The organism is Marinifilum sp. D737, from assembly GCF_026672275.1.
Classification (GTDB): Bacteria; Bacteroidota; Bacteroidia; order Bacteroidales; family Marinifilaceae; genus Marinifilum.
Genome location: NZ_JANQCD010000030.1, coordinates 13,255 through 26,566, shown reverse-complemented (window position 1 = coordinate 26,566; position 13,312 = coordinate 13,255). Strand labels below are relative to the sequence as shown.

At 35.1% G+C, this 13,312-nt stretch carries 7 protein-coding genes and 1 pseudogene; 7 read left to right on the top strand and 1 reads right to left on the bottom strand.

Annotation, left to right across the window (positions count from 1 at the left end):
• The first annotated feature begins 367 nt into the window (after window positions 1-367).
• Both NQ163_RS16000 and NQ163_RS15995 read left to right on the top strand, forming a co-directional pair.
• Complete coding sequence (locus NQ163_RS16000) at window positions 368-1,549, top strand: hypothetical protein (protein WP_268191338.1); 1,182 nt, start codon at window positions 368-370, stop codon at window positions 1,547-1,549.
• Between the two features lie 112 nt (window positions 1,550-1,661).
• Window positions 1,662-2,042: pseudogene (locus tag NQ163_RS15995) on the top strand (GxxExxY protein).
• 478 nt (window positions 2,043-2,520) lie between these two features.
• Here the strand turns inward: NQ163_RS15995 and NQ163_RS15990 are convergent.
• Entirely contained in the window at window positions 2,521-3,216 is a 696-nt protein-coding gene (locus NQ163_RS15990) for a YjjG family noncanonical pyrimidine nucleotidase (RefSeq protein ID WP_268191337.1), read from the bottom strand.
• Window positions 3,217-3,520: 304 nt separating this feature from the next.
• On the opposite strand from NQ163_RS15990, the gene NQ163_RS15985 reads away from it, so the two are divergent.
• From NQ163_RS15985 to NQ163_RS15965, 5 genes are all read left to right on the top strand, one after another.
• Entirely contained in the window at window positions 3,521-7,111 is a 3,591-nt protein-coding gene (locus NQ163_RS15985; RefSeq protein WP_268191335.1) for a choice-of-anchor L domain-containing protein, read from the top strand.
• Between the two features lie 135 nt (window positions 7,112-7,246).
• Entirely contained in the window at window positions 7,247-8,161 is a 915-nt protein-coding gene (locus tag NQ163_RS15980) for a hypothetical protein (protein WP_268191334.1), read from the top strand.
• Window positions 8,162-8,695: 534 nt separating this feature from the next.
• Window positions 8,696-11,527 carry an HYR domain-containing protein gene (locus NQ163_RS15975; protein ID WP_268191333.1) on the top strand — a complete coding sequence of 944 codons (2,832 nt, stop codon included), beginning with the start codon at window positions 8,696-8,698 and terminating at the stop codon, window positions 11,525-11,527.
• Between the two features lie 34 nt (window positions 11,528-11,561).
• Window positions 11,562-12,419, top strand: a complete 858-nt coding sequence (locus NQ163_RS15970; protein ID WP_268191332.1) for a hypothetical protein — start codon at window positions 11,562-11,564, stop codon at window positions 12,417-12,419.
• 35 nt (window positions 12,420-12,454) lie between these two features.
• Complete coding sequence (locus tag NQ163_RS15965) at window positions 12,455-13,309, top strand: hypothetical protein (RefSeq protein ID WP_268191331.1); 855 nt, start codon at window positions 12,455-12,457, stop codon at window positions 13,307-13,309.
• The last annotated feature ends 3 nt before the right edge of the window (window positions 13,310-13,312 follow it).

The window sequence follows — 13,312 nt, the reverse complement described above, 5'->3', positions numbered from 1 at the left end:
TTAATTACTTTTTATTTATCTACAAATTCACACGAATATTTGTAGGGAATTATTTGTGTTTGTTCGTGTTCATTTGTGGACCTGTTTAAGATATCTGATAATTGATTTTGATGGTTTTATTATTTATTTACAAATACACTCCAATTTACACGAATCTGAAATAAACACTTATTTGTGTGTGTATTCATAGACTTGCTTTTATGAACTTAATTGGAGGATTCACTTTTTCCTTAGATTGTGATTTTGTACTTTCGAATTAAATCAATTTTCGATTCGACTTATGAAGGGTTTTTCAAAATCATATCTAATTCTAACTTTTTTCCTTTTAGCCTATATTCCTGGCTTCGCGGCAAGTCTGCTTATTCCTATGGATAATTCACAAAAGAATCATTTAAAATCATACGGAATTGCTTATTGGACTTTGCAAAACAATCATGAAATACACTGGTTGTTGAATTATAGAGGTGGTTCTTTTCTCTTGCCATTAAGCAAAAGTATTGAGGATGAATGCAAAATTCGTGGCGTTAGTTATGCTGTAATTTCCGATGCCAATGTATCGCAGATCATGAATGAGATTTCTTCTCCCGAAGAAAATATGGACGCCGTTAAGTTAGAGAAGCCTCCCAAAATTGCCGTTTATACTCCCAAGGGAAAAAAGCCTTGGGATGATGCGGTAACTTTAGCACTAACTTATGCAGAAATTACCTACGACATTATCTACGACGATGAGGTTTTAAGTGATAAGTTATCTGATTATGATTGGCTTCATTTGCATCATGAGGATTTTACCGGGCAGCACGGTAAATTTTATGCTTCTTATCGAAATATGCAATGGTATAAGGATGAGGTAAAAGATAATTTGGCAAGAGCGCAAAAGTATGGATTTTCAAAAGTGTCAGATTTAAAAAAGGCAGTTTTGCAAAACATTCGGAAATTTGTTGAGAATGGTGGCTTTTTATTTGCCATGTGTTCGGCTACCGATACTTTCGATATTACCCTTGCAGCAGATAAAACGGATATTTGCAATCATGTTTTTGATGGTGATCCCATTGATGAGCATGCTCAGGAAAAGTTAGATTATAATAAAACTTTTGCATTTACTGATTTTAAGTTGGAAACCAATCCATATGTGTATGAGTTTTCGGATATTGATGTAACCTTAACTCGAAAGGTAAGACGTGATGAAGATTATTTTACCCTGTTTGATTTTTCAGCCAAATGGGATCCGGTTCCTACAATGTTGTGTCAAAATCATAAAAATATGATTAAGGGATTCATGGGGCAGACCACAGCTTTTAAAAAGGATTTGATTAAGCCCGGAGTTTTGATCATGGGAGAGAATAAATCGGCAGGAGAGGCTAGGTATATACATGGAAAATTTGGTAAAGGAACCTGGACTTTTTATGGAGGACATGATCCTGAAGATTACCAGCATTTGGTTGGTGATCCTCCAACTGATTTGAATTTGAAAAAGAATTCGGCAGGTTACCGATTGATTCTAAATAATGTGCTATTTCCTGCAGCCAAGAAAAAGAAAAGAAAAACTTGAGATAGTCCACAAATTCACTCTAATAATTCCTACTGATATTCTTATCTGTGGATTAGTATAGACAGATGGAGGGCGAAAAAAAGTCCATAAATGAACTCAAATTAAAACACAAATGATTTCTGAAGAATTCCCCTTCAAAGATGAATGTTATCAAATTATTGGTGCAGCAATGGAAGTCCATAATGAATTAGGATGTGGTTTTCTTGAGGCTGTTTAACAAGAAGCCTTGGCAATTTTACTTGACGAAAAACTCATCCTATTTGAAAAAGAAAAAATATTGGAAATTTCATTCAGAGGTAATATTTTGCAAAAGAAATACATTGCTGATTTTTTATGTTTTAATGAAGTTATCGTAGAACTAAAAGCTACAGATTCAATTCATTCAGAACACATTGCTCAGACCTTAAATTATTTGAAGGCCACAAGAAAGAAAATAGCATTACTCATTAATTTTGGCACAACTCGACTTCAGTATAAAAGAATTATCCTTTAAATAAAGGTCTACAAATTAATCCCTACAAATATTCGTGTGTATTTGAGTGTATTCGAGGATTAAAAAAAATATTCGTGGATTAAGACAAATAGCTTACATAAATTAGTGTAAATTCGAGTGAATATGTGTCCATTTGTGGACCTTATATTTGTGGATAAGGTAAAAAAGAAGAAGGCTGTGTCCCCTAAACACAGCCTTAAGTTCAACATCGTTTGTATAGTTTACTCTATATTTTATTAACCATTTGTATATCTATTAACCCTGTAACTTTTACTAACCCATTAGAATTTTTATGGAAGTTACATACAAACTTAATGATGTTGAAAGAACGGAAGGGTTACCAAGCCTGTCCGTCACAATTACCGCTGCAAATATAGGTTTTGTTTTATTGCAAAAAACATGCTCTTCGGCAGTTTTTGCTTATGAATTGTTAAAATATCTTAAAAAGTGATTTTAAATTGTAAGGCTTGAGCGTTTTTTACAGAATTTTTGTGATTTCTATCAATTGGTTCACTTCGTAAGTTACATCACTGTCATGCTTGGTTTTATTCGAATTGAAATAGATCTGGTCTATATTTGATTTTCTTGCTCCTGCAATGTCCGTTTTCAAGTCGTCTCCAACCATAAGGCTATTACTTGTTGTGGCGCCCGTGTTTTGTAATGCATATTCGAATATCAAAGGTGAGGGTTTGTTTGCCCCGGCATCTTCGGATGTTATGATTTCTGTGAAATAGGATATGAGTTCACAGTTTGTGAGTTTCTTGAATTGTACCTCGTTAAATCCATTGGTGATAATGTGCAATTGATAGCCTTTTTCTTTTAGTTGTTGTAGCATTTCATGTGCCTTGGGAAAGGTTTTGGTTTGCAAAGGGCTTATTTCAATAAAATCCTGAGCAATTTCTTTCGCCAATTCCAAATCGTCTGCTCCCGATTCTTTCAAACACAGATAGAATCTTCTATACATCAAATCTTCTTTCTTGATTCTGTTTTGGTAATAAGCATTCCAAAGTTTGCCGTTGTGATATTCAAATCGTGATTTAAAAAACAGGAAGCTTCCAAAAATATTTTGCAATTGGTAATCTCGGTACAATTGGTTTAAGGTAATTTCGGAATTTGCATTAAAATCCCATAAGGTTCTGTCCAGATCGAAGAAGATGTGTTTGTATTTATTCATATTTACAGCTAAAGAAATTCAGTTAAATGCAAATGTAGTTTACTCTTTGCGAAAACTAAAGATGTGCGAATAAAACTTTTAGTTTTTCAGTATAATATAATATTATTATGAAATTGAGATTAAAATAAGTAATGAATTTCTTGATTCTAATCTTTTAGCTTGTTCTACAGTTTTTAGGGATTTATTTATTCTTTGGTGTAATTAATAAAAAATAAACAAAAATAGTTTGATAAGAGATTAAAAATAAGATTATTCTTCTATTTTTGGGAGCTCTATTTTTGAACAACTCCTAAAATGTATTTTTATGGATAGTCCTTTGTATACCAAGTTTTATTTCACATCATATTTTAAAGTTATATTAATAGTATTGCTTCTGCCATTTGCAACTTTATCTGTGTTAGCTCAAACTAATCATATTAAGATGGGAGATGCTTCACCTGTAAGTGTAAAAACGGGAGATTATTTTTATGATTCTGGAGGAAAATTTGGCAACTATGGGGATAATGAAAATAGTACTTTAACTTTAACATCTCCAATTGGAACAATTATAAAAGTAAGGTTTACTTCTTTTCGATTAAGGAAAAATAATGATATTCTCTCAATTTATGACGGTTTAAATACAGGGAGTTTATTTATAGGCTCATATCAAGATAGAAATGATCCTGGAGAAATAACTTCATCAAGTAATTCAATTACATTTAAATTTAATTCAAATTGGAAAAATACCCAGATAGGTTGGGAAGCAATAATTGAAGTTGTTTCTGTTGGTGCTTCTTATTGCGAGCCTAATGTTCAGTGCGCTACTGATTGGTGGGGAGGAAATATATTTTATTTGAGTCGTTTGCAAATTGGAAGCATTGATAATTCTAGTAATTGTGAGGCTTATGGTGATTTCTCAAGTATGACTGCTAATGTGGTAAGAGGAAGTGATTATACTGCGAATATTGAAGTGGTAAATTCTTGGGGATATCCAGTTTATTTGAGACTTTGGGTAGATTGGAATCAGGATGGAGACTTTAATGATAGTAATGAAGAGATAAATGTTAGCGATGGTAGAAATAGTGCTGCTGTTATTATAACTATACCTGAAAATGCAGTATTAGGTAAAACGCGAATGAGAGTGAAATTGGATTATAATAATAATTCAGATCCTTGTCAATCAAGTCACTTTTATGGAGAAGTAGAAGATTATACCTTAAATATTCTCCCAAAGATGCCTGTTGTAAGTTTAGTAACAAGTAGTTCAACGGTTGACGAAAATGGAGGAAATGTTAGTATTACTGCTAATTTAGATGAAGTTTCAGTGAATGATATTACTGTTAATTTAGGATTTACAGGTACTGCACCCTCTGTTGATTACAATTGCTCAAATACAATTGTGATACCTGCGGGAAGTCTTTCAAAGACTATTGTTTTAACAGCAATTGATAACAATACTAACGATGGAGATAGGGATGTAATTGTTGATATTGTAGGAGTGACCAATGCCAATGAAAATGGTTCTCAGCAAGAGACAATAACCATTGTGGATGACGATAAACCATCAACTGCATCCATAAAAATTAATACACAGGATGCAAGTATCGGAACTTCTCCTGAAGATTTAGTGCAGAATGTTTTGGTGACTGGATGTTTAACTGCTGATAATGTCACCTTTACCGGAGATAGCAGACAGATAGGTTATTTTAATAAAGGAGATTCAGATTTTTCATTGTCAGAGGGGGTTATTCTTTCAACTGGAGATGTGAGCAATGCTGTTGGTCCCAATAGTAGTGACAGAACTTCCAGCGATTTATCAGGCGTTAATGGAGATTCGGATTTAAATGGAATATCTGCAGGAAATACAGAAGATGCTGCAGTCCTCGAATTTGACTTTACCCCGGCAGGAGATATGCTTCAGTTTCGTTATGTGTTTGCATCAGAGGAGTTTTTAGAATTTGCATGTGGTAATTTTAATGATGTTTTTGGATTCTTTTTAAGTGGTCCTGGCATTGGAGATGGAAGTAGAGCCTCAGCTAAGAACATTGCTTTGTTGCCTGATGGTGTTACGCCTGTTGCCATTAATAACGTTCATGGTAGAGGAGTAGAAGGGAGATATAGTTTTGGTACCTACCAGGGGTTAAGTTATAATGTTAATGATGTTTATGATTCCAATGGAGCTTATTGGGACAGATCTAGAAGAGAATTTTATTATCAGGAATATAGTACGATTCCCAGCGCTTCATGTAATCCTGTAAATGAAAAATATTATGTGGATAATGGACAGTTTGCTGATAGAACAGAGTATAGTGCCGGAGGGCGAATTCAAAGAAAGTATATCGGTAATGGTGGTTATGCCATAGAATATGATGGGCATACTGTAGTTTTAACTGCAACTTATAAAGTTGAAATGTGTAAAACGTACCATATAAAACTTGCCGTTGGAGATGTGGGTGATGGCAGCTGGGATTCAGCAGTATTTCTTGAAGCCAAAAGTTTCAAATCCAACGAGGTAACAGTTGAAAATAAACTGGATGGATTGGATGGTGACAAGTCGGTGATGTATCGTGGTTGTGACAAGAGTTACATTAGTTTTTCAAGAAAAGAAAACTTGGATGAAGAATATACCTTTCATGTAAATATTTCAGGAACGGCTGTTAATGGAGTTGATTATTTTGAAGTTACCGAGGATGGAACCAAAATTGGGAACTTTCCTGAAGATGTTACATTTGCTCCTGGTCAATCTGATATTAAGATTTATTATATGGCCAGTAACGAGGTTTCTGGTGCCAAAGATATTTTGTTTGAGGTGTTGAGAGGTTGTCCTTGTAGTACCGACGCTTCTGATTATTTCCGAAAAAAGATAGATATACTGGATGTTGGAGAAATTAAAGCCAATGCAATTTCCAATGTAACTTGTGGAGGAGGTGATGCTATTTCTACAATTATTATTGAATTAAAAGACGGCTTGGATCCTCTTAATTATTTATACGCTTTGGATGGTGGAGCTTTTCAAAATGAGAATAAGTTTCAGGGGACCTACACGGTAGGGGCTCATAATATTACGATAAAGGATAAATTTTCTTGTAGCTCCAAGGATGTTGCAATTAATATTCCGTTACCAACCGATTTAAAAGCCAATGCGGGTGCCGACTTTGAAATGTGTGAAAAAGAAAAATCCAGAACATTAAATGGGACTGGGGGAATTGTATATGAATGGACTTGTGACAAAGCCTTAGGATTAACCGATATGGATTTGAATAGCGAGAATCCTACAATATCACCTAATGTTCCTGCAGGTGTATATACATACACCCTTACTGTTTCCGACGGAGTTGGAAAAGCATGTGAATCTTCGGATGATGTTGTGGTAACAATTAAACCTACACCGATTATTAATAGTTTAACAGCTGATCAAACCGAGGTGTGTAGTGGAGCCGAGATTAATTTGACTGCCAATGTGTCTAATGCTAGCAATCCGACCTACAATTGGAATCCTTCCTCAGAAATTACAGGTACTGGGCTTAATGTAAAAGCAGTTCCATTGACCAATGTATTAACATCGCGAACATACACATTGGAGGTAGTTTCCGATAATAATTGTAGTGCAAGTCAAAGTGTGAGTGGAATTCAGGTGAATCCAAATCCTATTGTATCTCTGAAAGCAATAGAATCAAATCTTTGTTCGGATGGAACAGATGGAGAAATTAGCGTTGAAGCCTCGGGAGGAACTCCTCGTATTACCGGAGCTGAGTATGACTATCTTTGGAGTCATAATACTGCCTTGAATACAGATCATTTGAATGGATTAGTACCTCAAGTCTATACCATTACAGTACGAGATTCAAAATCATGTCAATCCAGCCTGGATATTCAGGTAAAAACAGAGCCAAAACCAATTGGGATTTTCTATTAGGGGTAGATAGCCTATAATTAACGTATGATAATAAAGCGATGAATTTGTACTTCTTAAACAAATTCATCGCTTTTTCGTATATGTGATTTAATTTAATTAAATTAAGACGATGTAACATAGTAACCCCCTAGAGATATGAAAAAGATTTGTGTAATTATTACTCTAATTAGTGCAGCGTTTTTAAATATAGCAGGTATCGTTCCACCTCCAGGTCAGACTCCAATAACCATTTCTACTGAGGATGATCGTCGTTCGAATGCTAATCCCGATTTAAATTTGAATAAAAATTTACTTACCATTACCAGTACCGGAAAATTAATGGTAAGAAACTTGGTTGTTGATAATAATTCTGATGTGGTGATTCAAAATAATGGTGTTCTGATTGTTGAAGGAGATTTGATTACCGAAAATAAAATGACGATTGAGGCAGGAGGTACTTTAATTGTTCTTGGTGATTTTATTCATACGGGATCAGATACAAATCAAGGGGGATTTACTAGTTCTGATCCGTCAAATGTATACATACTTGGATCGATTGATGGATCGGATGATGGTAATCATTTGAATCCAAATCTTTATCCTGTATTACAATGTGATGGAGCTGCCAGTAATGATGGTTTGACTGATTATCAGAACAACTGTAATTTTGGAGGTGAAACAGACTTGATGACCAATCCTATTTATCAGGCAATTTGTGGAGAGAATTTTTCAGGAGGTGAAATATCAAGTGATCAGGAAATTTGTGAAGGAAACGAATTGGATCCTTTTTTGAATGTTAGTCCTGCGACTACCTCAGGCAATGAAACCAGTTTTACCTACCAATGGTACTACACAACAAAATTAAATTCTGATCCTAAAACCGACTTGATGAGTTGGACTTTAATTGAAAATGCAGAGAGTTTGGATTATACTTCAAATATCGGTTCAATTACACAAACAACTTTTTTTGTTCGTCAAGCAAGTAAGGGGGCGGGTTGTGTTACCTACTCAAACATAGTTACTATTGATCTGGTTGATGCTCCCAATCCAATAGGCTTATTTCATGATTAATATTTATTTGAAGAATTATTACTTTAGAAAAATTATCACATAAGTTGTTTAGGATACCGAATGGTCATGAAGTGCTTTTCTTTTCAAGGCAATTCTACCTGCTACTTTACCCGTTTTGTTTTTTAGTGTAAAACAAGATGTGATTGGTGAGATTCTGGAATGGATTCCTAAATTTAAGATAATATGATCTTCTTTTTTTACTTGTGTTGCGTATATTTGTCACCCCTTAAGTAAATGACTCTACGTTTGGAATTATTTTTTATTGTGTCAATATTTTGTTTTTGTTGATTAGTGATATTAACTTGTAGATGAGTAGTTTTATCTTATTGATGAGAGGGAGGTATTGCTTCATGAAAGCTTGTTTAAAAATGATTAATATTTGTCAATAACGGATAAAAAAATCTGTTAAGATGAAATTAATCAAAAAATAAGTAAACACTTTTTAACAATTGTCGTATAGATGTTTATAAATTGGAAAAAAATAGCTTATTTTAAGCGCGGTAAGTACTATATTTATACACTAAACAAGAGCATTTGATAAGATTTTTACGCCATATAACAATCTTCTTACTATTCATTTTTGTTTTTGGCCTAACTAATGGTTGGGGACAAGCTACTGAGCAGCATGTTTGTGTAGGACAAACTGTGGACTACCATATGTATGGTTTTGATGCATCTACCGTTGAATGGAAAGTAAATACTTCTCCAGTTACTATGCCGGTATCTGTTGTAACACATTCAATTGATGCCACAGATGCAGTTAATCACCCTGTTCATCCGGATGCGGATAAATCAAATTACTTCAAAGATATTTTTTCTTATACATGGACAAGTGCAGGAACTTTCACAGTTGAGATTGTGGAAACAACCCCTGGCTGTTCTTCAGATGTAATAACTTTAACAGTTTATGTTCATGCTTTACCACCAGGTACATTAACCAGTAGTGATTCGGATAATACAATTTGTGCTGGTGATAATGTGACCTTTACAGCTAATGGTGGGACAAATTATAACTTTAAAGTTGACGGAAGTAGTGTTCAAAATGGAGATGGTTCTACTTATTCTACTACAGGTTTAACAAACGGTCAGGAGGTAACTGTTGAAGTTACTAATGCTAATGGTTGTATAGCTACCTATGCAGGCATAACCACTACTGTTCTTACTTCGCCATCAGATGCTGGTGATATTACAGGAGATGCAATTGTTCAATCAGGTCAGACTGGGGTTATATACAGAATACCAGCAGTAACAAATGCCACAAATTATGATTGGGAATATTCAGGAACTGGTGCGAATATCACAAATAATGGTGATGAGATTACAGTAAACTTTGCTGCTGATGCAACTTCGGGAGAATTAAAAGTTAGAGGGACAAATGCTTGTGGTATTGGTGGATATTCAGAATTGTTTTCAATTTATGTTGTATCTCCTTGTGAAACAACAATTGAGAATTGGACTTTTAATGAACCTGTATTAACACAAGATTGGAAAGTTTATTCAACCGTAAATGGATGGAGTAGCACTCCCCATGGAATTGAGATCTGGAGATCGGGCTTTTTAGGTGTTTCCACACCGGATGGAGGACAATTTTGTGAATTGAATTCAAAAGGTGCCAATACCATGTATCAAGATTTGGATGTAAACCCTGGAGCCGAAATGGTGTGGGCCATTACTTACAGGTATAGAAATAGCAGCTCAGAAACAATACGTTTACGAATTGGTCCTGTTGGAGGAACTCTTTCGAATATAGCAACAATTACTAATGATATTGGTGATGCTTGGGTGGTTCATTCAGGATCTTATACAGTTCCAAGCTCATTGCCAGGAGGTAAAGTGCGTTTCCAAATTGAAACAGTTAGTCCATCATCAAGTTCAGGGAATTTAATTGATGGTATACAATTTTATTCTGTTAATTCAGATGTAGAGCCTCCACAATTCATCAAATCTACCCTTCCTGCAAACACAATTGATTTGGGAAGCGCTTGTGATTTTACCTTGCCAGATTATACAGTAGGCGTTGATGCAATTGATAATTGTGATGCAGATCTTGTGATTACTCAAAATCCTGCTGCAGGCACAAAAGTATTTGGAGGCGAAAAAGTGATACTTACAGCTACAGATGAGGCTGGTAATGAAGCTACGTATGAAATGAATGTATTAGGGGATAATGTGTCTCCTACTGCTTCGAATCCTTCCCCTATTACAGTAAAGTGTATTAGTAAAGTGCCAACGCCAGATATTACGGTTGTAACAGATGAAGCAGATAATTGTACAGTTACACCAACTGTAGCTTGGGTTTCTGATTCAAATAATGGAGGTTTAGGTACAACAGCATCTCCTTATATTGTAACAAGAATATATTCAGTAACTGATGATGCAAGTAACAGTATTAATGTAAGCCAGACTATAACTGCTATTGATGATGTTAATCCTGCGATTACTGCACCAGCAGATGTGAATGTAAACTCTGATGCAGGATCGTGTGATGCAAGTTCGGTTGCTTTGGGAACCCCAACAACATCAGATAATTGTGGTGTGGCATCTGTGACAAATAATGCCCCGGTAACTTTCCCATTAGGCAATACAACAGTAACCTGGACAGTAACCGATAATGCAGGTTTAACTTCTACGGATACGCAAGTTGTTACGGTAACTGATAATCAAGATCCAACAATAAGTTGTTCTGGAAATATTGCCCAACCTGCAGATGCAGGTTCATGTGGTGCAGTTGTAACTTATACAACACCTGTAGGAGTCGATAATTGTGCAGGAGCAACTACAGTTCAAACAGCTGGGTTGGCATCAGGTGCGATTTTCCCAGTTGGAACAACAACCAATACTTTTGAAGTAACAGATGCAGCAGGCAATGAGGCAACTTGTAGTTTCGATGTTACGGTAATAAAAGAAAATAACATTTCGCTTGTTGATGTAACAGGAACTACGAACCCAGAAACCGATGCTGGATTTACAAATGGAACACATTGTCCGGATTTGAATGGCTTGCAGGCAGTAATTGAGCCTTCAGGCAATACCTATTCACCTGGGACATCGCAAATACAATTTAGAGTGAATCGATTGTGTGATACTGGAGCTTGGTCTTTTAATTATTCAATAGGAGGAACTGGGGTTACTGTACATGAAGTTTTGATAAGTGGTTTTGGAACCACAACTAATGCATCGGGTGTTGTAAATGCAGATGCAGGAACAGACTATATCCTTTTTACAATAGATATTAATAATGTTGTTGGTACGATATTACCTATTGATTTTACAATTTCTGATGGAGGAACTGATAGCGCAATAAAAGATGCGATAACAATACAACACAATTTGAAAATAATACCACAAATAGTGGGATTTGAATAATAAAAGATAAAAAATAACTATAAAACTATATGCTATGAAAAAGCTATTACACTCGCTTTTAATTTGTTTGGGAATCTTAATGATCTCCTCTCAGGTCTTTGCACAAAATGCAGATGGTGAAAAATTACGTCCATTTGTTGGTAATACATACACTTATACTTTTAGTGGGATTACAGATGGATTAGACTATGAGTTTTATATTAGTACGTCTAATATAGGAATTGGGGCTGTTAATGCCGGATTAACTGGTTATATTACTTCGTCAACAACTGGAACTGTGGGTACAGATACACCTTCAGGAACTGCAGTAGCAACTGTTGAATGGCCAACGACTGCTACGGTTAATACTGAGGTTTATCTATTTGTGAAAATTTCAGGTACAGGTGTATGTGAAAACTATAATGCCGTAGGGATTACTCCAATTAATAATAATTTTACATTGCAATTAGCGGATTCGGATCTTGATGGAACTTCATGTCCTGATTTAACAGGATTGCAAGCAGTTGTTGCACCAACAACTAATCCAGCTTATGTATATAATGCTGGAAAATCAACTTTAACATTTACATTCGAAAAAGCAGGAAATGATAATGATTGGGATCTTGACTTTAATATTGTTCAAGTAGGGTCTGGTGATTATACTTATACTTTTAATGGTTCAGATGTAGATGTTACTACAAATAATGGAACCACATCTGTTTCTGTAGATGATCTTAGTGGTAATACTAAAACCCTAACTATTGTTGTTAATAATGTTCCTGGTGAAATCCCAACTTTTACCATAACCCCAACGAGTGTAGTTGATGCATTAACTAATGTTACACCAGAGAACTTACCATCTGCAGTAACACACACGATCGAAAAGATGCCAGTAATTGGTACATTTAATTAATAAAATCAATAGATAACGCAATAAATAAAATAGATATGAAAAGGATATTATTATCATTAATTGTTTGTTTAGGCTTTATGTCCTTTGCTAACCAAACATTCGCTCAAAGTTCTGCTGTTAAGCCTTATGCTGGAGCAACGCATACTTATACTTTTAATAATGTAGAGGCGAATGCAGCTTATGAATTCTATGTTACCGAGTCGAGTACCTATTCTGCAACTCCAGTTAAGCTTTCAGATTTTGGTGTTTTTATAGGAAATGCATCTAGTAGTATTGGAGCAACTGAAGGGGCAGCTTCAATTCAAATTACTTGGGATGCAGATGCTTATACTAATTATGGCGTAAATGGAGTTTATTTATTTTTGAATGTTACGGCAGATGGTAGCTCATGTGGTGTTGGTAACTATAAGGCTGTACATATTATGCCTCAAGCTAATGATTTTAATGTTGCTGTTGCTGCTGCTGCTTTGCCAACTTGTGCTGATTTAACAAATTTACAACCAGTTGTAAATACAGATGTTTCAAATTTAACTGATTATACGCATTATGAAGCTGGAACAACTAGTATGACGTTTACAATTACTCGTGAAAGTTCTACAAATCAATGGAGCGGAGCCTATACTGTAAGTTGTGACAATGCAACCGTTCCTTTTACAATTGATGCGACACCTGCTGCAACAGGTGATAAAACAGGATCTATTTCTGGAGAAACAGGAGATAGTGTTACAGTTACCGTGATTATGAAGAACACTCCGGGAACTAATCCTACATTTACACTAACAATGACTAGTGCATCTGATGACGTTACTGGTTTGGATGATTTAACTCTTGGGTCAGATACTCATATGATTAACTTGATGCCTAAAATTGGTGATTTCGTAGGTGAATAATTT